We start from the raw sequence: 24341 nt of genomic DNA, 5'->3' as shown, positions 1-24341 counted from the left end.
ATTCTTTCTTGAGGAACTTTTTTATGTTTCGAAAATTTCAAATACCGGCTTTCGGGCTAATCGCTGCGTTGCTCATGACGGCCTGCCAATCTAAGCCACCCACGTGTGGCGACGAATCAACGCAAACGGAATTACGCAAAGTCATGATAGAGCAAATAGAAAATGAAGCACGAAAGCTTCCTTTTGGAGATCGCATTGCCAATCAACCTGAATTCCAAGGTTTCCTTAATGGCATTACACTGACCTTGTCTGAAATTACTTCTGATGGCTACAACTCAGATATGAAGAAATATACTTGCCAAGCAAGAGTAACCGCCAGCGCCAGCAGTATTCCTAAGCAAATATCCGATAGAATCACATACAACACGCAAGCGACCGAAGATCCAGGACCTCCAAACTGGATTGTGCAACTCAACGATAAGTCACCCTTTGTGAGTACGTTAGCTCAAGTAGCGCTGAACGCCACATCAATTACAGGCAATCTAGGCGAGCAGTCTAGCTTACCTTACGTAGAACGCCTCTACTTAGCCCAGCAGGCAGCTAAGAATCCGATTGACTCAGCATCAATGCCTACCCGTTACGGCACCTTGTCAGTCAACGAAGAGAATAAGCTGTTATTCAACGGTAAATTGACGGAACCTGTCGTAGAAGGGAACAACAGCTTGTCATTTCTGGATAAAAAATCGTTTGCAGATCAAGACATCGTACTTGTTCAAAATACGGGTGGTACTGCCTGTCCAGCTGTATATATTTTTGTACAGCTGACCCAAGCCGGCGCAACAGTTACGAAAACCTTCGGAACATGCTCCGACCTATACCAGCTAGAACAGCAAGGAAGCAAACTAACAATGACATTCGCCGGTTTCTTGGGGCCAGCCGAATCCGAACAAGAAAAACGTGCAGCTGCACAAAAACGGGTGGTTTACGTTTTAGAAAATGGTGTGCTGAGTAAAGATGGCAAACCAATGTAAGCAGCGCCAGCATAATGTTCGCTGCTTACGCTATCGATTTATTATCCAATACATGATACAGCCTGATTTCTTCCAAAGATTTTGCGTGAATACACACACTTTTTGGTGAAAATAAGTTTGTGTGGCTTTTGGTTAGCTCCATAGATAGAAGAGCGCAGCTGCTCTTCTATCTATACAAATGCCTATCCAGATACGGTTAAAACATCCGATCAACAGTATCGTTGCCATGACGAGGTCGTCCCAACTTCTTTGTTCCCCGGGATGAATATTGGCCCTTTCGGAATAACTTATACTTGCCAGTACCCTTGGGTTTAAAAAATTGATCGTCTTTAAAGAAGTATCCCAAGACATGGTCCAAAAGGTTCTGGCGTAACTTTTCATCGCGCCAATGAATTAGACCAATCCCACAGTTTCCCAGGCGAACGAAATCATTGATTTGCGCATTGGAATTCCAGTAAATACCCCTCCCATGTGTGATTATCTCTTTCCAGTAATCACCTATTTTCTGTGCAAGATGGACGTGAGAACTACCGTTGCGTTCAGATCCATTAAAAAAGAATAAGGCATGAAAATGAATCCCTTTTTCAATACCGAATTCAGTTTTAATAATGTAACCCTTCTGATGATCAAACAACTTGTTCCATCGGCGATTTGCCAGTAGTCGATCGATATCATCCGATGCCATCTCAAAATCTATTTTCCCAGCCTGTTCGGCGGAATAACCTAAGTCAACACGAATAACAATTAAGCGGTCGTTTTGTTCGAACAATGTATTTACGTATTGACGGTATTCCTGGTATCTCACGTTGATTTCACGTCGCCTTGCAGCTTGAGCCGATCGAAATATCTGAGTTTGATAACGGCCCCTTATTACCCAAACCAGCTCCTTAAAAGTCTGCAGAGTAAGCCTGGTCTCGACAAATTCATACTTCCGAAGCATTTGACCAGAAGGCGTACCTAAGATGCACCTCATTCGAGTCAACTCCAACATACGGCAACAATCAGCCAGTATGTTTAGGTAAGCGGAATACTCATACTCCGAAGGAAGAGTCATTAGCGTCTTTAAATACTGAGGCATGTATTGAAACTGCAGATGGAGCCATTTTTGATATTCTCCGTCACATTGATCACTTTCTTGATGAAGCGATACTTGCAATAGAAACTGCTCTAACGCCGATAGCATCGCCGTCGGCGAGTGTGATGCCAGTTGCTGACTGAAAAATAAGTTTTGAGTGTCCGTTGCGCTTATTCCCATATTGCTGGATTGAAAAAAAGTCATAAGTGTTCCTTTCAAGCCAATACCCCTGGTACGGCCCTCATAGATAGTCACGATGTAAAAATCAATAGATGCAAACTATCCTCTTCGCAATATTGCAAAGAAAATAAATAAAATTTATTGACGTAATTGGGTTTCGTGTGTGTAAGTCGCTGTAGTCTCTATCGAGGCGACATGTGATGTGACCGCTATGAAAATATGCAGTCGAAATGGAGGGTGAACATACTCGGCTTGGATGCCGGCATCCTCACAGATGTCTAATGCTATATGAAAATTACCTAATTAATCAGAGACTGTTCAATGAGTGAATCTGCTTAGTAATTCATTCGACATGAAGTCTGCTTATTAATATCAATAGATATTTGATAGTTAAATAACATAAATAACCGAAAAGTCTCTTCTGAAAATACCTCCGCTGCGCCGGCTAATATTTTATTTTTAGCAATATAAAAATGAGACTTTTTAAAATACGCAACCCTACCGACTTAGCACACTGCCAGGCAAAATTACATCCAAATTTCCCCGGCTAGCCATAATTCTGCTTTCAATCCACGCCGTAACTTCAACCTCCAACCAAGCAACACTGCCATGGTTAGTTGCGGATAAGGAAATTGGTTTTGGGAAAGTTTCGTCAAACTGTTTGCAATTCGGATTTAGTCGGCCGTAAATACTACTTCTTTTTAGTCCAGTCAGTGCCTCTACTTGGGAGCGCCGAAGTAGTCGAAATTGTGAGGATGAATTCATGATAACTCCTGAAATTTAAAAGTATTGGACGCGAGCGTAATTTCTCCGCCACAACATCAGATCAGTTGTTATTTTTTTACAGAAAAGATGGCAAAGATTAGCCCCTTACCCTCCTTTTTCTTGCACTTATCCAAAGCAACGAAAATCAAAAAAACAAATTAAAACCAAATTACATTTTGTTTTTTAAAAACCAATCTGTTTATTCAAGTTACGTTTGCAGTTAACAATGCAGCCCTTGACTCAAGATGCAATGGCTACTGTATCTTCTTCAGGATTCAAAAAAAGATTGATTTTTCGTGTTCAAAACTGTTACCAGAAGAGTTTTTAACTACCATCAATTTCTGCATCATTAAAATTTTCATCCCCGTAAAATCTTTAATCATGTATATTTTTACTCGTGCTTCTCTTGTATTCATCAAATCTATTCATTCTCGATTATCTACACCTATATTTCATAGTAAATATTCACAAGAATATTTTAGTAATTTTTAAGTATTATTCAGGTATTTAATTAGCAAATTACAGGTAACATTTATGTAAATTTTCAATATTTTTTACGTTCTTTCAAATCTAAATTTTGCATTTCAAATCTAAAATACTTCAATTAAATTGCTATTATTTTAAGCATAATTTATAAGTCCATCTCTAATTTGTTTTTTTAAAATCGCCCAGTAAAATTCCAACTTTAAATTTTTACCAATGAAAACCGCTGATGGAAAAACGTACATATCAAAAATAAATACTTGTAAACCTAAAAAAACGACAAAAAGAAAACCTCGAATCGAAAGTCAGGATGAGTTTGAAATTAAGTTAAGACATTTCTTAGATGAAAAAAGACCGGAACAATCTAAAAACGGCGCCAAATTAAATTTGGGGGATGGTCTGGCGATATACGTCAAGAAAGATGGCGTTTCGTATTTTCAGTTTGTATATTGTATTCATGGAAAAAATTCCACAATCCAAATTGGACGATATCCAGAAGAGAAAAAGTTTGAGGCAGCAAGAAAAATCGCTGACGGTTATCGTGACGAAATCAAAGAAAAAAGAAACGACGCAAAAAATTTAACCCTAAAACGCAATCTGAATGGTTCCAGTCGTCATAAATCATTACCTTGCTTTAAAAGCATGCATGATGCGAAACGTTTCTCAAAGACGCTTACAGACACGTTATGCTTCGGATCATCCTTCAACCAAGATCAACTTGAAGCTTATCTTGCGATCTATCTTTTACTATTGCTCCCTGATCACGATCTCGATTTACTAAATTTAGCGCCACAAGACGTTCTTACTTTTTGTCGATTGATTGATCCAACTTGGCTTGAGGACCACAGATATAATTCAACTGTATATTTTTACGACAATACCAATAATGCGCATCAACAAAGCGCTCTAAAGATTAACATTATGTGGATATTCAATCGCCTAGATGCCTTGTATTATCCAAATCGGAACACGCTCTTCCCTAGATTGCATGGAAAAGGAAAAGCAGAAATTTACCGATTTTTTAATGCCAGTCTTAAACTAATTTGGGATGATTACCCAGTTGATGTTCGAAAATTTAAAGCTTTTTTTCAATACCAAGCTATTCAGCAAAGTGAATTCGCGCCGTCGATGATCGATAAATTCCTTGACCAAGCTTTAATGCACAAGAACCTAAGCAAATACCATTTCGACAATATAGAATGGAAAAAATATCGCTTTCGGATTTGGGCTTTAAGAATGTGGTGGATTGATTTAATTAAAGAGACTCCTGATATTCCGTAAGCGCCTCGCCAGCACCGTAATTGACTTTGCGGAGCGATTGAGTGCTTCTCTTTTCGACAGAATCTTTGCCGTCGAAGTCAGCAATAATTCCATGGTAGAAGTTAAGCGACGCGATTGATCGGATAATCAGCAATATGCGTAAACACATAGCGCAGATAGGCTTCCAGGTCGATGCGGTTCATGTGTGCAGTGCCGATCAGGCTATACATTGCGGCAGCACGTTCACCTCCACTGCCTGCACCCTGGAACTACAAGTTCTTGTGGCCAAGACAGCTACCACGTAATTGGTTCTCGGTGATGTTGTTGTCGATTTCCGCCACACCATTGTCGCAATAATAGATCAGCGCCGGCCACTGGTTCAGCATGTAGCTTACTGCCTTCATGGTCTCGGATTGGGTCGAGAGTGTTAGCAACCGGTTGTAAAGCCATGCTTCCAGTTCGTCCAATAACGGTCTGGCCTGCAATCGCCGGATGTGCTGGCGTTCATCTGGAGGCTTGCCACGGATCTGCACCTCAATGGCATACAACTCGCCAATTCTGCGCAGGATCTCGGTTGTGGTTGGCGTGGCCTTCTTGACGTGCAAATCGTAGACCTTGCGCCGGGCGTACGCCCAGCAGGCTGCTTCGGTCACGCTGCCGTCAGTAAAATCTTGTTGTAGCCGCCATAGGCATCGGCTTGCAACACCCTGATGAAGCCCGCCAGATACTCCTGCGGATGCAGGCCCTGTCGGTTGGCGGAATAGGCAAACCATACCGCTGGCGACGCCTGCGAGCCGGAATTGCGGTCATCGCGCACATACACCCAGAGCCGCCCGGTCTTGGTTTTACCGTTGCCCGGTGCCAGAGCCGGCATCGGCGTATCGTCAATGTGAATCTTGCGGTGGGAGACCACATAGCGACGCAACGCGTCCACCAATGGAATGACTAGCACGCCACAGGCTCCCATCCATCTACCCGTGGTGGCCGGATCTAGTTCTACCCGCGCCGGGCATGGATCACAGCTTGCCGGTACAGAGAAAGACCAGGTTCGGCGAATCCCCGTTGAATCGGGCGGTTCGGTGCCAGTGCCTGAACGATGCAATCACAACAGGCGCAAGCTTTCTTCTTCCTGACTTGCAGGATCACTTTGAACGCCGCTTCGATCACTTCCAGCTGTTCGGATACATCTTCGCCCAGTGGTTTCAGATTGCCGCCGCATTGTGGGCAGGCTTCTTCCTGGGGTTCGATGATATGTTCTTCGCGTGGTAGGTTCTCAGGGGATGGTTTATGAACCGATTTTTTACGTGGTTCCGGGTCCGAAACATCTGAGGCTTGTTCAGCCGCGCCTTCTTTGACGAACAGGTCTTCCAGACGGGTTTCCAGCAACTCTAGCTTCTTGTCGATCTTCTCGGACTTACGACCGAACATCATGCGCCTGAGCTTGGTGATCTGGAGGTTAAGTTGTTCAATCTCCAGAGTGCGCACACTCAGGGACAGTCCAGCGTCGAGACGGTCTGGCGCAACGCCTGCACTTCGCCTTCACGCTGCAACAGCAGCGCCTTCAAGGCTTCAATTCGTCTGGAAGTGGCGGGTGACGGGCATGCGCAGAGTTTACGCATGTCCTGAGACGTTTACAAGAGCCACAGTGCGGGTCCGGTACGCTTTTGTTGCTTCCAGTCGATCCCTTCGAGCAGCATGGACAGCTACGCCTGGGTTAAATGAATCTTGTCGCTGCTTGCGTGAGACCAGACGAAGCGACCTTGTTCCAGACGCTTGATCAGTAGGCACACGCCATCGCTGGTGACCCACAGCACTTTGACCACATTGCCGCGCCGGCGATCTGGACTTCGATGACACTCGGTGTATGGGTAGCAAATTCATTAGCCGAAACCGCAACAAGCAACTCGGTCGGAATAGAATTTGTCACTGGCAAACGATCAAAAGATTCATCGACGACTGTCACTGGAAACATGGCCTGGCGGCACGTCACGCCATCGAAGCAGCCTTCCCGCAATTGACGACGCCACTTGAACTGCATGTTGACATTGATGTCGTTTTCCTGCGCCAGCAGCGATACGTAAACGCCAGGTTCCAATGCGCGCTGCGCAAGTTGTTTTTTAAATTCCTGTAAGAAGTTGTGGCGCTTCTTTCTGCGCACCGCTTTAGACAGTAATTCCAAAATAACTCCCGCTAAATTTAACGGAAGCTACTTTGAAGACTTTCAATGCTGGCGTCCAGACGGTTCAGATGAGGCGCTTACGATATTCCTAAAATTGAACTTAAATAGGTCAAGGTACAAATACACGTAAAAATGCTGTAAATAAATGGCATACCAGATGGCATACCGAATCCGACAAAAATAAAAAAAGCCCTTGAAAATCAAGGGCTTAGTTTAATATTTTGGCGGAAGGTGTGAGATTCGAACTCACGAAGGCTTTAACACCTCGCCAGTTTTCAAGACTGGTGCATTCAACCGCTCTGCCAACCTTCCAAGCCTTTAATTATAGCCTGTGGGGATAACATTGACAAGATCTGTTGCTCATTTCCCTAAATACAGACTCGCGATTTTTTCGGCGCTGACTGGTTGGGACAATAAATAACCCTGAGCCTGGTTACAACCGGCCTCTCCCAAAAATTCAAATTGTTCTATGGTCTCCACACCTTCAGCAACGACCTCTAAGTTCAGTTGATGTGCCATGACGATAATGGCGCTGGCGATGGCGCAATCGTTACTGTCCGACGGAATGCCACGTACAAACGACTGATCAATTTTTAGGGTGGAAACAGGAAAACGTTTCAGATAGGAGAGGCTGGAATAGCCAGTTCCAAAATCATCTAAAGCGAGGCCAACGCCCAGGGCGACAAGCCGGTTCATAATCCGTATGACTTCTTCTGCACCTTGCATCAGCATGCTTTCCGTGATTTCCAGTTGCAACCATTGTGGTGCAATGCCATACACTTTTAGCGCTGTCGCGATTTTGCCTGGCAGAGCATCGTTGAACTCACGCGCAGAGACATTGACGCCGATCAGGAATGGCGCTTTCCCGGCATCCTGCCAAATGCGCGCCTGCCTGCAAGCAGAATGCAGAACCCAATTTCCCAATTCGATGATGAGCCCGGTATCTTCCGCTATCTGTATGAAGTCACCTGGCGAGACCATGCCGCGCTCTGGATGCTGCCAACGTACCAAAGCTTCTACCGACAGGAATTCACCGGTTGAGATGGTGAATTTAGGCTGATATAGCAAGAAAAATTGTTGTAGTTCCAGCGCTTTACGCAAATCAGTCTCTAAGTACAGGCGATCTGCAACATGGGCATTCATTTCCTGATTGTAGTAGGCGTAATTGCCGGAAAATACGGAAGCATCGCGCTTAACTTTGTACATGGCGATATCAGCACACTGCAACAAGGCATCAGCATTGCTGCCATCGTCAGGGAATATGGCAATACCTACGCTGGCACCGATGCCGAGATCAAAGTTATTGACCAAAAACGGTGCATCCAGACTGCCCAACAGTTTTTCCACAACCAGACCCACATGTGTCTGACTCGCGATATCGGCAATCGCGATTGCAAACTCGTCGCTACCCAGACGTGCCACGATATCTTCTTCCCGTAACACCTGGCGAAAACGTTGCGCGACCTGCTTCAGCAAGGCGTTTCCGATTTCATGGCCCAGCGTATCGTTGATCGCTTTAAAGCGGTTTAAATCAACAAATAACACTGCGCAACGCTGATGCTTACGTTGTGCCAGCTGTAAGCGCTGATCGACCAGTTTTTTAAAAAATATCCGGTTTGGCAGATTGGTCAGCGGATCAAAATAGGCGAGATGATTTAATCGTTCTTCTGTTTGTTTGCGCTGGGTGATATCGCGCAGATAGCCCACCAGTGCAATCGGCGATCCGTGTTGATCTTTCAGTGTGTTGAGTGTGAGGCTGGCCCAGAATACTTCACCTGATTTCTTTTTACGCCGGACTTCCATGGTACTGCCACCATGCTCCAGAAAATGATCATAACGGATGTCATCTTCCCGTCCTTCCTGCTCGTATAAAAAAATGATATTTTTACCCAGTGCTTCTTGCGCACTGTAGCCGAATAAATTTTCCGCACCACGATTCCAGCTCAGGATGAAACCGGCCAGGTCCATCGTGATTACAGAGTCGTGTAGGTGATCGAGTATCTGCGTGTGCAGCAACTGACAGGTTTGCCACTTATTTTTTTGTTCCAGCAGCTCTTTCCGGGTCGCTAACAGACGGGCTGTAAGCGCGGTCAGTACATGCAATTTTTTGAGGTCCGCTTCGTTGTATTGTCCATAGCGACCTGAGAGTAAATAAAAACATTCAGGTGTAACCTGGCTACAGACCTGGTGAGCTTCATGCACCGCATTCAGCTCTGGATTGCCCCGTACAAACTGAACCTGTGCATCTGGAAAAAGTCCGGTAGTCACCCGATTAATACCAGCTTCAAGCTCATCATCTGGCAAGATCAGTATCACCTCATTCAAGGTGATCGCAACAGTCAGATCCTCAACAGATGGGGATGTCATGCTACATGTCCTTACATACCTGATTCACCCATGCAAATGCATGCGTCACACTCAGCAAATAGTCATCGTCAGACAATGCCAATTCGGTAAGCATACCGCGTAATGTGGCTTGATAGTGCCTGTCAGCCATTTCTGTCAGTTGCAAGCAACGTCCCAACGGCCCGCTACGCTGCAATAGTGCCGCAACGTAATCTTCTTGCAGACTCAGCGGCTGCAGAACTTCCGCTAAAGGGCTGGTGAATAAAGTATCTAGCAAGGAAAACATGCCGACCATAAATGCGCCATCGGACATGTCGCGATTAAATCCCATACGTTGTGCCAGTGCCTCCATCATTGCCGCGCGGAATGCGGCACGCGCCATGAGTGGATTGAGTGCACCACCCTGATCAGATTGTTTTGCATACAGTAAAAGCTGCAGCCAGCGCTGCAATTGCCTGCGACCGAGCAAGTTAATCGCCTGCCCGAAATTACTGACTTTAACGGTCTGCGCGAATGCAGCAGAACTGACCAGCCGGAACAGTAAATAGGACAAATTGGCGTCTTGCTTAAATAAGTCTTCCAATTCCTTTGAATCGGCATCACGCGCGACCAAACCCAGCAACTTGAGCAAGCGGGTTTTAGCAGAACTGTCGGCCGCACTATTGTTCTTTGCCGGGTGAAACGCGTAATCGCCAGAGAACAGCTTAAACCCTGTCATTACCGCTTGTTCAAGCACAGCAGCTGTTCCTACATTTTTAGCCCAATGTTGACCCTGAGGCAGGCGCAACATCCACAGCTTAGCGGAAAACGGCACCCCCGCCTGGCTATCGATCACGATATCCCTGGTATCACTCCAGGCCAGATCCGAGACGGACTGAAAATCATCGGTATAGATCCGGAATCCTGAACGCGCAAAATGTTTGAGACGAGTTTGCAATTCCTGATCCTGACATACCTGCTCAGGAATACATAACATGATTTTGTTTGCCGGAAGGCGCTGATGCAGATCGGTCGGCAGCAAACTCAAGTCGCGAACATGCACCATCCAGTTCAGTGTGGGTAATTGTTCAAACAGTTCCAGTTGCTTCCAATGCTGCAAGGCTGCGATCACAGCATCCTGATCCAAGGCTGCAAAATCTGGGCACAGCGCAAGCAATTGCTGCTGCTGATTAAAAACGGGTAGAAATGTGGTGATTACCGTGGATTGCGTCATAAATAAAGGTACTTCTGTTTAACTTCTGCTTAGCCTGAGCGAATGATGATTACTATAGTCAACGCTGCTAAGGCCACTACGGCCATTATGTAGCACGCTGGCTATCGCCACACCTGCGTGTCAGACCAGCGTAGCTGTGCATTTTGTAATGCTTAAGGGAGAAAGATTTCCTGCAAATCGTTAAGGAATAATTTACCTTTTTCGGTAGGCATAATCAATGCATGATCACGGTAAATCAAGCCTTTGGCCTCCGCTTGTTGCAACTGTTTTTCTATGCGGTTTAACAGCAAGCCTGTGCGTTCCTGAAACAGTGAAACGGGAAAGCCTGACTGCAAACGCAGTGCGTTGAGCATGAATTCAAACGGCAGATCGTTAACAACGATTTCATTTGCTTCCTGCGCAGGATTGCCTGTGCGAACGGCATCCATATAGGCCTTAGGCTGTTTATATCTGGCCTGGCGCACCACACGGTGGGGAAATGACAGCTTACTGTGGGCACCTGCACCTATACCCAGATAATCGCCGAAATTCCAGTAATTTAAATTATGTCTGGATTCATGTCCTGGCAATGCATAGGCGGACACTTCATAATTGCGGTAGCCCGCGCTTTCCATGCGCGCGTGGATCTGCTCCTGCATTTCCGCACTGCTGTCCTCATCAGGCAAAGCTGGCGGAAATTTAGAAAAGTATGTGTTTGGCTCCATCGTCAAGTGATACAGCGACAAATGGCGAGGCGCAAACGACAACGCAGTTTCCAGATCACACGCAGACTCCGCCAGCGTTTGTGACGGCAAGGCAAACATCAAATCTAAATTAAAATTATCAAAGTAGTTTCCAGCGATATCTATCGCTCTGCGCGCCTCGTCCCCATTGTGGATACGGCCCAAGGCCTGCAAATGACCGGAATGAAAACTTTGTATGCCTATCGAGAGGCGATTAATGCCACTGGCGCGGAAAGACTTAAACTTTTCAGTTTCAAAAGTACCTGGATTGGCTTCCAGAGTGATCTCCGCATCTGCATCCAACGGCAGCAAGGTACGAATATCAGACAATAAGCGGTCTACTCCGGCGGCCGACATCAGGCTGGGTGTACCACCGCCAATAAACACCGTATGGATACGGCGCCCCCAGATCATGGGTAAAGACATTTCCAGATCGGCACGCAGTGCCTGCAGATAGGCCTGTTCGTCGAAGCTGCCTTTCACCTCATGCGAATTAAAATCGCAGTAAGGACATTTTCTGACGCACCAGGGGAAATGGACATACAACGATAAGGGTGGAAGTGCCGTCAGGTGCAATGCGCCCGGCGTCAGATACTGGGCAAAAACATCCTGAGGAATATCGGACAGCTCTGCACTTTTCTTAGGTGCCGTAGCCGATCCGACTGGTTTAATTGGAATCATTTTAACTTTTCAAACAAACTGCGTAATGCCTGACCGCGATGTGATAAGCGGTTTTTCTGCTCTGGAGATAATTCAGCGACAGTTTGCTGCAACTCAGGAATCAAAAAATGAGGATCATAACCGAAACCCGCGTTACCGCGTGGCTCAGCAAGCAAAGTGCCATGCCAGGTACCATCTGCGATCACAGGTTGTGGATCGTTTGCGCTGCGCACATATACCAAGACACAATAATAATAGGCGGAATGATTAGTGTGATTTTGCAAGTCACTCACCAGTTTCTGATTATTCCTTGCATCAGATTTAGGCTCACCTGCATAACGCGCAGACAGTACGCCGGGTGCACCACCTAAGGCAGGCACACAGATGCCGGAATCGTCCGCTAAGGCAGGTAAACCCGTTACCGCTGCAGCATGTCTGGCTTTTCTGAGTGCGTTTTCAACGAAGGTAAAAAAAGGCTCGTCCGTTTCCGCTACCGCCAACGCCGCTTGTGGTAACAACTCTATGTCCAGCGGCGCCAGGATTTGATGAAACTCTTTGAGTTTGCCCTGATTATTAGAGGCTAACACTATCTTTTTACTCATACACGCTGCCCTGCTTTACTATGCTTCGACTTCATTGACTATATTTGCTCGACATAACGCGATTATGACGCCGTCATCGCCGCGCTTTATCATGCGACTACGCGGTAATCAGGCGCCTAACAGGCCCAGCACTTGCTTTTGCAGCGCGATCAGATCAGAAATACCACTCTCTGCCAATTCCAGCAGGGTGTTCATGGTCTGGCGATCAAAGGCAGCACCTTCGGCGGTACCCTGTACTTCAATAAAACTGCCCGCATCAGTCATGACTACATTCATATCCGTATCGCAATCCGAGTCTTCCGGATAATCCAGATCCAGCACAGGAATGCCGCGATACACACCGACAGAAATGGCCGCCACGAAATGCTTCAGTGGCACAGCCGGCAGCAAGCCCTGCGCCACCAGTGTAGACAACGCATCATAGGCAGCGACCATCGCACCGGAAATCGCGGCAGTACGCGTACCGCCATCAGCCTGAATCACATCGCAATCAATATGCAGAGTACGCTCACCAAATGCTTCCAGGTCAAACGCTGCGCGCAGGGAACGGCCAATCAGACGCTGAATTTCCTGGGTGCGGCCAGATTGTTTGCCTTTGGCGGCTTCGCGATCCATGCGCGTGTGGGTGGAGCGTGGCAGCATACCGTACTCTGCGGTCAGCCAGCCCTGCCCTTTGCCTTTCAAGAAACCAGGCACTTTATTTTCTATACTCGCAGTACAAATGACGCGCGTATCACCGAATTCGATCAGCACTGAACCTTCTGCATGACGGGTGAAATGACGGCTGATGACGACAGGACGCAGAGCGTCTGCAGCTCGCCCGCTAGGACGGAAATTGGTAGACATAAATTAAGGTTTGTTCGTAATTTTGGAAGATTTATGGATCGCATTGCGTATCTCTGCAATCGCTTTTTCTATCTCCGCATCGTTAAAAATATCCTGCTCACCATGCTCTTTGACCAATTCAGGATCAATCGGTGCCTGTATCGTGGTCGTGACCGAGCCTATCGGCAAAGTATTGGTCGAGATGACGGAAGTATCATCCAGTCTGTCATCCCCTTCCCACATTAAAGCCAGCGCTGTGGTGTTATCACTGTGCTTACCAGCGATACTGACGGCAGAACGTATCAGTTCGGGGATAGCCCGTACTATAGTGTGCTCATGCAGACGCTGTGCCAGCAAATGATCGGGCAACATAGACCAGAATCCATCTGAACACAGCAGGATCAGGTCGCCAGGCTGCAGCACAGCTCTGCGTGACAATTCAACGATAGGTGAATTCGGCGCACCCAGGCAGTTAAACAATTTATTGCGGTCTGGATGGCTGTGGCGCTCGGCCGGATCGACCTTACCCTGCGCGATCAGAGTCTCCAGTCTGGAATGATCCTTGGTACGCAACAGTATCTGCCCCTGGCGTAACCAGTACAGGCGAGAATCGCCGCAATGCGCCCAGTAGGCGTAGCCATTCTGTATCAGACAGGCGACGATGGTGGTGCGCGGCGTCTCAGGCAAATTATTCATAATGCGGTAGCGATGAATCTCCTGGTGCGCAGCGAGGAAACTATCTTCCAGAAAACGCTCAGGGCGGCCTATCATAGGTTGCGCCTGTTGCTGAAACAAACTGCCTATGGTTTGCATCGCGATGGCAGCGGCCATCTCACCCATGATGTGACCACCCATGCCATCTGCAAGCAAAAGCAAAATCGCATCACGAGTAAAGCTGTAACCCATGCGATCCTGATTGACCTTGCGGCCGCCTATATGACTTTCTTGATAAACGGAAAAGCGCATGTAGATTGAGGTTAAAAATGTAAGTAAAAAACAGCTACAAACGGGGATAGCATTAATTTAGCGTGCTTTCCTGTATCGTCGTATGATCGCTGTCGTCTTTGTTCTTTTTCTTGCCGAAAAGACCGGCAATTTTCAGTCTGGCCTTATCCAGCAAGCCCGGTTCAGGTTGCGGCTGCGCTTTCATGGCTAACGCTTTTTGCAAAGCAAATACACTTTGCGGACGTTCCAGAGGGTCCAGCTTCAGGCACCAGCGCACGACTTCAATCAATTCGGGCGAATACATACCTTCCAGCTTGCGATAATGCGATTCCATTTTGTCATTCGTCTTGCGCTGATCCGCTGGCTGTGGCGGTGCGCCTATCATGCAAGCAAAAATCGAAGCACCGATACTATAAATATCGGTCCAGGGTCCAAGGTTACCGTTCTTCTGATACAGCTCAGGCCCCGCAAATCCAGGGGTGTACATTGGATACAACTTAGGGATATCGGTCTTCAGGGTTTGTCTTGCCGCACCAAAATCCAACAAAATTGGCGTTCCATCCAGACGCAGATAAATATTGGCTGGTTTCAAATCCAGATGCAGCAGCTTATTCGTGTGCACCTCGCGCAAACCATTCATCACCTGATTAAACATACGACGAATGAAACGCTCAGATACCAGTGGCTTTTCCCCCTTATCACGACGCCGTAAAATATGTTCCTGTAAGGAGCGGCCAGATTCATAAGCCATCACCATATAAACCGTTTCATTTGCGCGAAAAAAATTCACTACGCTGACGACATTAGGATGGGAGATACGTGCCAGTGCCCGCCCTTCTTCAAAAAAACACTTCAGGCCGATACGGTAAATCGGCAAATTTTCGTTTGAAATCGCAGGCACCAGTTCACCTTGCTGTCTTAAGGCAAGCGAGCTGGGCAAATACTCTTTGATGGCGACCGCGTTACCATCTTCATCAGACGCGAGATATACAATACTGAAGCCGCCAGAAGCGATTTTCTTTACAATGCGGTATCCGGCAATTTCCAAGCCATCGGGCAGTGGGGCATTATTTTGTGCAGCCATTGATCTTCCAATCCTGTTTACAGCAGCGATTGTGTTGACTATTGTGGGTTTTGTAAAGAATATCCTGCTTTAGAACAACTGTAGCCACAACTGAAAAACTTATTTCCAGTTGGCAATAAATTAAAAAGAGGAAAAATTTGAGTATTTACAGCATGACTGGCTACGCGACCAGTACACAGGAAACTGAAGCCGGAACCATCACAATTGAAATAAAAAGCGTTAATTCGCGCTTTTTAGACCTGCAATTCCGCATAAATGACGAATTCCGTGCGCTGGAGAGCCATTTCAGAGAAGCTATTTCCAAGCGGATTACACGCGGAAAAATAGAGTGTCGCTTCAGCTTTGGAAAAAAAACAACCGATACACAGCAAAAATCGCTGAATTCTGGTGTTTTGCAACAGCTGGAAGAATTTCAGGCTGCAATCAGCGCCCGCTTCCCAAACGCGAGCGCATTAACGAGCGCAGAGATATTACGCTGGCCCGGCGTCATCGAAGAGTCAGAAATCAATGCTGAGCATTTACAATCTGCGATACAAGCCACGATGCAGCAAACCCTGGATGCCTTCGTCGTCAGTCGCGAGCGCGAAGGCGCTGCACTGGGCCAGGTATTGCTAAGCAAGATCACGGCAATGGAAGAAATCGTCACGCGAATTACGCCGCTGATGCCGCAGATTCTGCAACAGTTTCAACAAAAAGCGACCGCCAGACTGGAAGAAGCGCTCGGCCTGGCTGGTGCAAATGCGGGCAATCCAGCCAGTCAGGTCAGTACGACCCAGACCATTACGCGCGAAGAGGCACTGGATCGTATTCGTCAGGAAGTAACGGTATATGGCATACGGGTCGATGTGGCCGAAGAATTAGCCCGCTTATCGGCACATTTGACTGAGACCCGGCACTTGTTAAAAAAAGGCGGGCAATTGGGTAAGCGTCTGGACTTTATGATGCAGGAACTCAATCGTGAAGCCAATACACTGGGCTCTAAGGCCGCGCTCAAGGAATTGGCTGACGCTTCCATGGATTTAAAATTGTTGATAGAACAAATGCGGGAACAAGTACAGAACCTTGAATAAGCGCAGGCATTTGCTTATACTCCCGCCACATTTTTTTAACGCCTGCTGCCCTGCCCTTACCGTCACTGAGTCAAGTACAGCATGGGTCGTGCAGCAAGCCCCATCCTAGCAGAGAGCACACATGCTACCCACCACTTCTACCGCTGGCAGTTTATTTATCGTCGCTGCCCCGTCTGGCGCGGGAAAATCCACCCTGGTCAATGCCTTGCTGGCACAAGAGCCGCAAATCAAGCTCTCTATATCATTTACGACCAGACAGCCGCGCCCGGGTGAACAAGATGGTCGCGAATATCACTTCACCACCGCAGAGGATTTTCTGGAAAGAAAAGCACGCGGGGAGTTTCTGGAATCAGCCGAAGTGCATGGCAATTACTACGGTACCTCACGCATTCTGATAGAACAGCAAATGCGTGCCGGCACTGACGTTCTGCTGGAAATAGACTGGCAAGGTGCGCAGCAGGTGCGCAAGCAATTCCCTGGTGCAGTTGGTATTTTCATATTACCACCATCAATTCCAGCGCTTGAAGAAAGACTAAAAAAACGTGGACAGGACGAGCCTCATGTCATTACACGCCGGATTTTGGCTGCAGGCGGCGAAATGGCGCACTCTCCTGAGTTCGAATATGTTATTATCAATCAGGACTTTGCCACTGCTTTGTCTGAACTGGTGTCTATCGTTAAAGCGACACGTTGCCGTTTCACACAGCAAGCAGCCCGCAACATTGAGCTTTTTGCTCAGCTTGGCATTCATGCCAATCCCAACTAATTCCAGTACCTACCGCATTAAGGAAATACCATGGCACGTATCACCATTGAAGATTCTTTGAAACAGATCCCTAACCGCTTTCAGTTAACGCTGTGTGCAACCTATCGCGCACGCCAGCTGCTGCAAGGTCATACACCGAAAGTGGAATCCAAGGACAAACCTACCGTTGTAGCACTGCGCGAAATCGCTCAAGGTAAAGTCGGCATCGAAATGCTGAAAAAAGTTCCTGTGTAAATCGCTGCACCTGCACTGACCGCTTTACACGAATTCGGCCGGGAGTAACAGAATGAACGTTAATGATATTAATTCATCTCTGCTTACCATCCCGGCCGAATCCATTTCCGTTCCGTCTTCAGAAAATCTTCGTCCGTTGCAAGATAAAAAAAATATCCCTGCATCTAATGATGCGTCTGCCAAACCGACAGAACCCACCCATACCGGGGTCGCCTCGACCAGTGCCCTGAGTGCACGCTTGTCGGAATACATGTCCGCAGCTGACTTAAAACTGGTCAAAGAAGCCTATCGTTTTTCTGACGAAATGCATTTGGGGCAGGTCCGAAAATCCGGTGAGCCCTATATTTCCCATCCCATTGCGGTCGCTGAAATCTGTGCTGAATGGAAACTGGATGTGCAAGCCATTATGGCTGCCTTGCTGCACGATGTGATGGAAGATCAGGATGTACAGAAAGAAGAGCTGATAGAGCGCTTTGGCGCACCGGTCGCGACGCTGGTCGACGGGCTGTCCAAGCTCGAAAAAATCGAATTTCAAAGCCAGATTGAAGCACAGGCAGAAAATTTCAGAAAAATGCTGCTGGCGATGGCGCGCGATGTACGTGTGATTCTGGTGAAACTGGCCGACCGTTTGCACAATATGCGCACCCTGGGCGTGATGTCGCCTGAAAAGAAGCGCAGGATTTCACGCGAAACCATGGACGTATATGTGCCGATTGCGCACCGTCTGGGTCTCAATAATATTTACCGTGAACTGCAGGATCTGGCGTTCTCGCATTTGTATCCTATGCGCTATCGCACGCTGTCCAAAGCAGTCAAGGCGGCGCGGGGCAACCGGCGCGAAGTGGTCAACAAAATTTTGGATGCGGTGAATGACGCACTGAAAACAGCGGAGCTGCAGGCCGAAGTGTATGGCCGCGAAAAAACCCTGTATGGCATTTACCGAAAAATGCATGACAAGCATCTGTCTTTTTCTCAGGTGCTGGATGTCTATGGCTTCCGTATCGTCGTCAAGGACTTCCGCGAGAGCTATTACGCGCTAGGTACATTGCATGCGCTGTACAAGCCTATGCCAGGCAAATTTAAGGACTATATCGCCATCCCGAAAACGAATGGCTATCAATCCCTGCATACCACGCTGATCGGCCCTTACGGCACACCGGTGGAATTTCAGATCCGCACGCAGGAAATGCACAGAGTGGCTGAATCTGGTGTGGCAGCGCACTGGCTGTATAAAAATGATGAAGGCAGTCTGACCGATCTGCAGCAACGCACCCATGCCTGGCTGCAGTCTTTGCTCGACATTCAGAAGCAAACCGGTGATTCAGCTGAATTCCTGGAGCATGTCAAAGTTGATCTGTTCCCTGATTCTGTCTATGTCTTCACGCCGAAGTCAAAGATTATCGCCTTGCCACGCGGCGCCACCGCACTGGATTTCGCGTACAGCATTCATACCGACATCGGCGACCAGGCGATTGCTACCCGCATCAATCATGAGCCGGTACCGCTGCGTTCCGAATTGAAAAATGGGGATATCGTTGAGATCATCACCTCGCCGAATTCCCGCCCTACGCCAAACTGGCTGACCTATGTGCGCACTGGTAAAGCGCGCTCAGCAATACGCCATTATTTACGCACCATCAATCTGAATGAGTCCACTGAATTAGGCCGCCAGTTGCTGGCTCAGGCTCTGGTTGCTGTTAATCTGAATCCTGATTTGCCAGCCACGCTGATCGATAAGCTGCTCAATGAATCCAGCGCGAAATCGATGGAAGAAATTTATACCGATATAGGCATAGGAAAGCGCATGGCGGCGCTGGTTGCACGTCACATCCTTGATCTGGTCGAGGATGATTCGCCAAACATTCCTTTCCAGCAGTTTGGCGAGCGCTCAGGCTATCGCCATGCCCCTGTAATTATCTATGGCAGCGAAGGTCTGTCCGTACAACTGGCACCATGCTGCCTGCCTATACCAGGCGATGGCATCGTAGGCCAATTGAAACGCGATCAGGGTTTAGTGGTGCATACCGACGATTGCGAGCATGCCAAACGCCTGCATGCCAAAGAACCGGATCGCTGGATCGATGTGACCTGGGGCGAAGAACTGAATCGTCGCTTTGATACCAGAATTGCGGTCACGATCAAAAACGAACGCGGTGCACTGGCCAGAATCGCTGCTGAAATTGGCGAGGCCGATGTCAATATCAGCCACGTCAACATGGAAGATGGCGATGCCAATGATATGACGCACATCCACTTTACAATTCAGGTGGACAGCCGTGCCCATCTCGCTAAGATTATGCGTAGCATCAAGCACCTCAATGGCGTGCATCGTATTTTGCGTGAACGTGGCTAATAGCAAAGCCCAGGCGCTTGCTACTCGCTGCTGGGAGTGGCACACCGGGCTATGCGACTGTTTCGCGCCAAGCACAACCGCAGCGCACTCTTCGCTAACTGGTTAAGCAGTTTATGACGGAAAAATTTATTCCTATCACTGATATCCGACAGCAGGCCGTCCCGCTGCCATCTGTCGGACTGATGCAGGCTGCCACCGGCCAACTGCTGGATAGTCTGCAGCGTCCTTTGCGCGATTTGCGGATTTCAGTCACAGATCGCTGCAATTTCCGCTGCGTCTATTGCATGCCCAAGGAAATTTTCGACCAAAACTACCATTATTTACCGCACGCAGATTTGCTGAATTTTGAGGAAATCACCCGTCTTGCGCGTATTTTTGTGGCACACGGCGTAAAAAAAATCCGTCTCACAGGTGGCGAACCTTTACTTAGAAAAAATATTGAACAACTCATTGCCATGTTAGCGAATCTGCGCACTGTGGATGGTGCGCCGCTGGATCTGAGTCTGACGACCAATGGTTCGCTGCTGGCGAAAAAAGCCCTTAGCCTGAAAAATGCAGGCTTAGGCCGGGTTACGGTGTCACTCGATGCCATCAATGATGATGTATTCAGGCGCATGAACGACGTTGATTACCGCGTTGATCAGGTGCTGGCGGGCATCGCAGCGGCAGAGGCTGCTGGTCTGGGGCCGGTCAAAGTAAATATGGTGGTGAAAGCCGGCATCAATGACAGCCAGATAGTTCCTATGGCAGAGTATTTCAAACACTCTCCCCATATTCTGCGCTTCATCGAATATATGGATGTCGGTGCTTCGAACGGCTGGCGCATGGGCGAAGTCGTTACTGCGGATCAGATACTGCAACGGTTGCAACAGGCAGGCATGCAACTGGCGACACTGGATGCGAATTATCCAGGTGAGACGGCAAGGCGTTGGAAGCATCGGCATCATGCTGGTGAAATCGGTATCATTTCAAGCGTAACCCAAGCCTTTTGCGGCGATTGTTCGCGCATACGGCTTTCGACTGAGGGGCAGTTATACACCTGCCTGTTCGCTACCCGCGGCTACGATCTGCGCCCCCTGTTACGATCAGCCAGAGTCAGTAGCGACCAGGAACTCGCTGACGGCATCGCCAGCGTCTGGCAACAACGCAGCGACCGCTACTCGGAACTCAGAAGTTCAGACACATTCGTGCCAACCTCAGCCAGCAAAAAGATAGAAATGTCTTACATAGGTGGTTAAACCCTGACTCGCCCGCACCGCACAGTATGCCCGACTCATTACCCCAGGAAACCATCAATGCCGCCCTCGCCTGACTATCCCCGGCTTTCTGTAACTGGCCTGTTGTTAGCGGGGGGGCGCGGGTCTCGCCTGGGAAATTGCGACAAAGGCTTACACCTGTTTCGCGGTCGCCCGCTGGCAGCCTGGGTATACGAGCGCCTCGAGCCGCAAGTCGCAACGGTGCTAATCAGTGCAAACCGGAATCTGGATGAATACGCGCAATTTGGCGCTCCCGTTTGTCGTGATCAAATCAACGGTTTTGCCGGACCACTGGCAGGAATACATGCTGGTTTACTGCAAGCAGACACGGAATTTGTACTCAGCGTAGCTTGTGACTCACCTTTCATCCCGCCTGACCTGGCGGAGCGCTTATATGCGACACTGTCATCACAGGCTGCGGATATCGCCATTGCGGCCACACGTGAAACGGGTCAGTCGCCACTGCAAGCACAACCGGTATTTGCGCTGATACGCAGGCATCTGGCTGCCGATTTAGGCCTGTATCTGCAGAGTGGGCAACGCAAAGTCAGGCTATGGATGGGACGGCACCGCATGGCGCTATGCGATTTTCCCGAAGCGCAAGCCTTCATTAACATGAATACTGAACATGAATTAATCCTTGCCGAAAAATATGATGCATAGCAGTCCGATGACGGTACAGAACTCCTCCTGTGAACCGAGTATAAAAGCTGATAATACAGCGCCACTCAGCCTGGATCAGGCAAAGGAAAAAATCACCAGCCTGGTCAGACCTCAATCCAGCCATGAACAAGTCAGCCTCACGGCCGCTTTAGGCCGGGTGTTGGCACAGGATGTGATATCACCCATTGATGTACCGGCACACGATAATGCGGCGATGGATGGCTATGCCTTTGCATCTCTCGGTGACTGTGCCCCTGAAGGCAGGACACTCAGGATAGTTGGCTGTGCTTTGGCCGGTGCAGCATTTCCAGGACAGGTAAATAGTGGTGAATGTGCGCGCATCACGACCGGTGCGGTGATGCCAGCCGGCTGCGACAGCGTCGTCCCCTATGAGCAACTGCTGGCACAGAACGATACGCACATTACCCTTCCGGCTAACGCTGACAGCGCCGGTGCGCACCGGCGCTTGCGGGGAGAAGACTTACAGCGTGGCAGTACCGCACTTCACAAGGGACGACTGCTCACGCCGTCAGATCTGGGCTTACTGGCTTCACTGGGCCTCACTTCCGTCGTAGTGAAAACTCGTTTGCGCGTCGCATTTTTCTCTACCGGTGATGAAATTCGCGCTCAGGGGGAAGCGAATCAGCATGGCTGCGTGTATGACAGTAACCGCTACACCCTGTTTGGTATGCTAAGCCGGCTGGGCTGCGTAGCAATAGATTTGGGCATCGTTCCGGATGATGCGGTACAGCTGGAAACGGCCTTTCGCAGCGCTTGTGAGCAAGCCGATGTCATCATTACGTCTGGTGGTGTGTCACAAGGCAGTGCTGATCTGACCCGGCTGACCATGAGTCGCCTGGGTGAGGTTTCCTTTTGGCAAATTGCTATGCGTCCTGGACGTCCAATGGCTTTTGGCAGGATACATAATGGCACACGCTCAGCACTGCTGTTTGGACTACCGGGCAACCCGGTGGCGGTCATGAGCAGTTTCTATTTTCTGGTGCGCCCTGCCTTACTGCGAATGATGGGGGCTGATCTGGTTGAGCCCTTGCTGATTCCAGCCGTGACAACGACGGCGCTGCAAAAAAAGGCAGGCAGAACTGAGTTTCAACGCGGTATATTGAAAAGAAATCTGCAGGGCCACTTAGAAGTTTCCGTCACAGGCTCACAAGGTTCGGGTATATTGCGCTCTATGTCTGAAGCGAATTGCATGATCGTTTTACATCATCATCAGGATCAGATCCACGCTGGCGAAGTGGTTGACGTCACGCTGTTTGATGGACTGATTTAATCACACGTTCAGATAACGGCTAAGAGCAGTTTTATTTTTCATTTATTTCATGGAGATCAGATTGAAAGCAACAACATGGGTATTCGCCACATTGGCATCCTTAGGATTACTGAGCGCCTGTGGCGGAAAAAGCAATCCGGCACCGACAGTGCTGGCGACTGTCAGCGCCGTCAGTATCGATCAGGTTGCTTACCGCAAAACTGCTACGATCAAAGTGCAGGGACAGAATCTGGATAAAGGGATTACGGTATCAAGCACAGGCTGTACAGCAGTCTCAGAATCCGCTGGCGGCACCGCCACGCAACGCACATTTACCTGCAAAATAGTGACTGTAGGCAGTGTGGTCACGAATGTCTTCAACGCCAACAATGTTCTGGCTTATCAGGCGACCATGACGTCTGTGCTGAATGCGCAGCCACAGGTAACACTGGGTACCTCCATGGGAAATATCGTGATTGAGCTCAATCCCGGCAAGGCACCGGTATCGGTCGATAACTTCCTTAATTATGTGGAAAGCGGCTTTTATGTCAGTAAAATTTTTCACCGTGTAGAAAAAGATCTGGTGATACAAGGTGGTGGTTATACTAAAGACCTGCAACTGGCCAGCACATCGGCAGCCATCGTACTGGAATCCAAAAATGGTCTGAGCAATGTCCGTGGCACGATAGGCATGGCACGCACCAGCGATCTGAATTCTGCCACGTCCCAGTTTTACTTCAATGTGACGGATAACAGTGCTGCGTTCGATTACTCTGCAACAAATGCAGGGTATGCGGTGTTCGGAAAAATTGTGTCCGGCATAGAAATTATGGATGCGATCCGTGCTGTTCCGGTTTCTACCCAGGGTGGCTTAAGCAATGTACCTGTCACCCCTGTGCTGATCACCTCTGCTGCACAAACACAGTAATGTTCTTAGCGCAGTTTTAGCGCAATTTGCGTATTTGCCCGTCCGCGGGCTGTCAACCAAGGAGAATCGCAGTGAAAACAAAGTATGCCAAGTTGTTATCCGGTCTGTGCGCAGTCTTACTTATGGCCTCGGTGGCACAGGCCAAGGACACCCCTAAAAACGCCGCTGCAGCTTCAGCGACTGCGGCCAGTGCTAAAACTGAGTTATTGGATATTAACAGCGCCAGCAAAAAAGAATTATCCGGATTGCCTAAAATTGGCGATGTACGCTCTGATGCCATTATCAAAGGCCGACCTTATCGTGGCAAAGATGAATTGCTCAGCAAAAAAATCATTCCTGAAGATGTGTATAACGGCATCAAAGATCTGATCATCGCGAAGCAAAAAACAACTGAAAAGAAATAATTTAATTTGTAACCTGGCAATGGCGTTTATACTGACATTGCCTCCAGATAACTCTATTGTCAGGTTACTCTTTCAGGGCGTACTTTC

General features: G+C 48.3%; 22 protein-coding genes, 1 tRNA gene and 1 pseudogene. 11 read left to right on the top strand and 13 right to left on the bottom strand.

Annotated features, from left to right (window positions below):
• Positions 1-23 precede the first annotated feature (23 nt).
• Complete coding sequence (locus tag H8K47_RS09630) at positions 24-971, top strand: hypothetical protein (RefSeq protein WP_186881181.1); 948 nt, start codon at positions 24-26, stop codon at positions 969-971.
• 196 nt (positions 972-1167) lie between these two features.
• On the opposite strand, the gene H8K47_RS09625 is transcribed toward H8K47_RS09630, so the two are convergent.
• Together H8K47_RS09625 and H8K47_RS09620 are read right to left on the bottom strand one after the other, a co-directional pair.
• Positions 1168-2250: a YagK/YfjJ domain-containing protein gene (locus H8K47_RS09625; RefSeq protein ID WP_186881180.1), complete on the bottom strand. Its 1083-nt coding sequence runs from the start codon at positions 2248-2250 to the stop codon at positions 1168-1170.
• A 474-nt stretch (positions 2251-2724) separates the two neighbouring features.
• Positions 2725-2991 carry a helix-turn-helix transcriptional regulator gene (locus tag H8K47_RS09620; protein WP_162021890.1) on the bottom strand — a complete coding sequence of 89 codons (267 nt, stop codon included), beginning with the start codon at positions 2989-2991 and terminating at the stop codon, positions 2725-2727.
• A 699-nt stretch (positions 2992-3690) separates the two neighbouring features.
• Between H8K47_RS09620 and H8K47_RS09615 the strand changes: the two genes are divergently transcribed.
• Entirely contained in the window at positions 3691-4755 is a 1065-nt protein-coding gene (locus H8K47_RS09615; protein WP_186881179.1) for an Arm DNA-binding domain-containing protein, read from the top strand.
• Between the two features lie 101 nt (positions 4756-4856).
• Here H8K47_RS09615 and tnpC read toward each other — a convergent pair.
• The 11 genes and pseudogenes from tnpC to H8K47_RS09565 all read right to left on the bottom strand — a co-directional run bounded on the left by tnpC (position 4857) and on the right by H8K47_RS09565 (position 15310).
• Positions 4857-6353: pseudogene (gene tnpC / locus H8K47_RS18500) on the bottom strand (IS66 family transposase).
• A gap of 84 nt (positions 6354-6437) precedes the next feature.
• Positions 6438-6524 (bottom strand): hypothetical protein, encoded by an 87-nt coding sequence (locus H8K47_RS18175; protein WP_408057889.1) that lies wholly within the window; start codon positions 6522-6524, stop codon positions 6438-6440.
• Positions 6512-6913, bottom strand: coding sequence for a transposase (locus tag H8K47_RS09605; protein WP_222612763.1), 402 nt, complete (start codon positions 6911-6913; stop codon positions 6512-6514). The genes H8K47_RS18175 and H8K47_RS09605 overlap by 13 nt, the downstream gene beginning before the upstream one ends.
• Before the next feature lie 222 nt (positions 6914-7135).
• Positions 7136-7225 (bottom strand) — tRNA-Ser (locus H8K47_RS09600).
• Between the two features lie 48 nt (positions 7226-7273).
• The gene (locus tag H8K47_RS09595) at positions 7274-9280 is read right to left on the bottom strand and encodes a putative bifunctional diguanylate cyclase/phosphodiesterase (protein WP_186881178.1); all 2007 of its coding nucleotides are present in this window, start codon (positions 9278-9280) and stop codon (positions 7274-7276) included.
• 1 nt (position 9281) lies between these two features.
• Positions 9282-10472, bottom strand: coding sequence for an EAL and HDOD domain-containing protein (locus H8K47_RS09590; RefSeq protein ID WP_186881177.1), 1191 nt, complete (start codon positions 10470-10472; stop codon positions 9282-9284).
• Between the two features lie 152 nt (positions 10473-10624).
• Positions 10625-11875, bottom strand: coding sequence for a radical SAM family heme chaperone HemW (hemW, locus tag H8K47_RS09585; RefSeq protein ID WP_186881176.1), 1251 nt, complete (start codon positions 11873-11875; stop codon positions 10625-10627).
• Positions 11872-12456: an RdgB/HAM1 family non-canonical purine NTP pyrophosphatase gene (gene rdgB, locus H8K47_RS09580; protein ID WP_186881175.1), complete on the bottom strand. Its 585-nt coding sequence runs from the start codon at positions 12454-12456 to the stop codon at positions 11872-11874. The genes hemW and rdgB overlap by 4 nt, the downstream gene beginning before the upstream one ends.
• A gap of 108 nt (positions 12457-12564) precedes the next feature.
• Positions 12565-13302 (bottom strand): ribonuclease PH, encoded by a 738-nt coding sequence (rph, locus tag H8K47_RS09575; RefSeq protein ID WP_186881174.1) that lies wholly within the window; start codon positions 13300-13302, stop codon positions 12565-12567.
• Positions 13303-13305: 3 nt separating this feature from the next.
• Complete coding sequence (locus H8K47_RS09570; protein WP_162018478.1) at positions 13306-14247, bottom strand: PP2C family protein-serine/threonine phosphatase; 942 nt, start codon at positions 14245-14247, stop codon at positions 13306-13308.
• Positions 14248-14299: 52 nt separating this feature from the next.
• Positions 14300-15310: a serine/threonine protein kinase gene (locus H8K47_RS09565; RefSeq protein WP_186881173.1), complete on the bottom strand. Its 1011-nt coding sequence runs from the start codon at positions 15308-15310 to the stop codon at positions 14300-14302.
• 152 nt (positions 15311-15462) lie between these two features.
• Between H8K47_RS09565 and H8K47_RS09560 the strand changes: the two genes are divergently transcribed.
• From H8K47_RS09560 to H8K47_RS09520, 9 genes are all read left to right on the top strand, one after another.
• Complete coding sequence (locus H8K47_RS09560) at positions 15463-16380, top strand: YicC family protein (protein WP_186881220.1); 918 nt, start codon at positions 15463-15465, stop codon at positions 16378-16380.
• A 121-nt stretch (positions 16381-16501) separates the two neighbouring features.
• Entirely contained in the window at positions 16502-17146 is a 645-nt protein-coding gene (gene gmk, locus H8K47_RS09555; protein ID WP_186881172.1) for a guanylate kinase, read from the top strand.
• A 30-nt stretch (positions 17147-17176) separates the two neighbouring features.
• The gene (rpoZ, locus tag H8K47_RS09550) at positions 17177-17380 is read left to right on the top strand and encodes a DNA-directed RNA polymerase subunit omega (protein ID WP_162018475.1); all 204 of its coding nucleotides are present in this window, start codon (positions 17177-17179) and stop codon (positions 17378-17380) included.
• A gap of 250 nt (positions 17381-17630) precedes the next feature.
• The gene (locus H8K47_RS09545) at positions 17631-19733 is read left to right on the top strand and encodes a RelA/SpoT family protein (protein ID WP_230410183.1); all 2103 of its coding nucleotides are present in this window, start codon (positions 17631-17633) and stop codon (positions 19731-19733) included.
• 113 nt (positions 19734-19846) lie between these two features.
• Positions 19847-20971: a GTP 3',8-cyclase MoaA gene (moaA, locus tag H8K47_RS09540; RefSeq protein WP_186881170.1), complete on the top strand. Its 1125-nt coding sequence runs from the start codon at positions 19847-19849 to the stop codon at positions 20969-20971.
• A 57-nt stretch (positions 20972-21028) separates the two neighbouring features.
• Positions 21029-21652 (top strand): molybdenum cofactor guanylyltransferase MobA, encoded by a 624-nt coding sequence (gene mobA / locus H8K47_RS09535; RefSeq protein ID WP_186881169.1) that lies wholly within the window; start codon positions 21029-21031, stop codon positions 21650-21652.
• Complete coding sequence (gene moeA, locus H8K47_RS09530; protein ID WP_186881168.1) at positions 21642-22943, top strand: molybdopterin molybdotransferase MoeA; 1302 nt, start codon at positions 21642-21644, stop codon at positions 22941-22943. The genes mobA and moeA overlap by 11 nt, the downstream gene beginning before the upstream one ends.
• A 61-nt stretch (positions 22944-23004) precedes the next feature.
• On the top strand, positions 23005-23850 hold the full coding sequence (locus tag H8K47_RS09525) for a peptidylprolyl isomerase (protein WP_186881167.1): 846 nt from the start codon (positions 23005-23007) through the stop codon (positions 23848-23850).
• A gap of 71 nt (positions 23851-23921) precedes the next feature.
• A complete protein-coding gene (locus tag H8K47_RS09520; RefSeq protein WP_212681459.1) occupies positions 23922-24254 on the top strand; it encodes a ComEA family DNA-binding protein in 333 nt (110 codons plus the stop codon).
• Positions 24255-24341: the final 87 nt, after the last annotated feature.

Origin of the sequence: Cognatundibacterium rugosum (assembly GCF_014284365.1) — a bacterium.
GTDB classification, from domain to species: domain Bacteria; phylum Pseudomonadota; class Gammaproteobacteria; order Burkholderiales; family Burkholderiaceae_D; genus Undibacterium; species Undibacterium rugosum.
Note: the sequence above shows the minus strand (reverse complement) of the source record. Positions and strands in the feature narration are given on the sequence as shown.

Bases quoted from the DNA above. Each gene is read 5' to 3' on its own strand.
- H8K47_RS09630 (WP_186881181.1), top strand. From the start codon at position 24: ATGTTTCGAAAATTTCAAATACCGGCTTTCGGGCTAATCGCTGCGTTG.
- H8K47_RS09625 (WP_186881180.1), bottom strand. From the start codon at position 2,250: ATGACTTTTTTTCAATCCAGCAATATGGGAATAAGCGCAACGGACACT.
- H8K47_RS09620 (WP_162021890.1), bottom strand. From the start codon at position 2,991: ATGAATTCATCCTCACAATTTCGACTACTTCGGCGCTCCCAAGTAGAG.
- H8K47_RS09615 (WP_186881179.1), top strand. From the start codon at position 3,691: ATGAAAACCGCTGATGGAAAAACGTACATATCAAAAATAAATACTTGT.
- H8K47_RS09595 (WP_186881178.1), bottom strand. From the start codon at position 9,280: ATGACATCCCCATCTGTTGAGGATCTGACTGTTGCGATCACCTTGAAT.
- H8K47_RS09590 (WP_186881177.1), bottom strand. From the start codon at position 10,472: ATGACGCAATCCACGGTAATCACCACATTTCTACCCGTTTTTAATCAG.
- hemW (WP_186881176.1), bottom strand. From the start codon at position 11,875: ATGATTCCAATTAAACCAGTCGGATCGGCTACGGCACCTAAGAAAAGT.
- rdgB (WP_186881175.1), bottom strand. From the start codon at position 12,456: ATGAGTAAAAAGATAGTGTTAGCCTCTAATAATCAGGGCAAACTCAAA.
- rph (WP_186881174.1), bottom strand. From the start codon at position 13,302: ATGTCTACCAATTTCCGTCCTAGCGGGCGAGCTGCAGACGCTCTGCGT.
- H8K47_RS09570 (WP_162018478.1), bottom strand. From the start codon at position 14,247: ATGCGCTTTTCCGTTTATCAAGAAAGTCATATAGGCGGCCGCAAGGTC.
- H8K47_RS09565 (WP_186881173.1), bottom strand. From the start codon at position 15,310: ATGGCTGCACAAAATAATGCCCCACTGCCCGATGGCTTGGAAATTGCC.
- H8K47_RS09560 (WP_186881220.1), top strand. From the start codon at position 15,463: ATGACTGGCTACGCGACCAGTACACAGGAAACTGAAGCCGGAACCATC.
- gmk (WP_186881172.1), top strand. From the start codon at position 16,502: ATGCTACCCACCACTTCTACCGCTGGCAGTTTATTTATCGTCGCTGCC.
- rpoZ (WP_162018475.1), top strand. From the start codon at position 17,177: ATGGCACGTATCACCATTGAAGATTCTTTGAAACAGATCCCTAACCGC.
- H8K47_RS09545 (WP_230410183.1), top strand. From the start codon at position 17,631: ATGTCCGCAGCTGACTTAAAACTGGTCAAAGAAGCCTATCGTTTTTCT.
- moaA (WP_186881170.1), top strand. From the start codon at position 19,847: ATGACGGAAAAATTTATTCCTATCACTGATATCCGACAGCAGGCCGTC.
- mobA (WP_186881169.1), top strand. From the start codon at position 21,029: ATGCCGCCCTCGCCTGACTATCCCCGGCTTTCTGTAACTGGCCTGTTG.
- moeA (WP_186881168.1), top strand. From the start codon at position 21,642: ATGATGCATAGCAGTCCGATGACGGTACAGAACTCCTCCTGTGAACCG.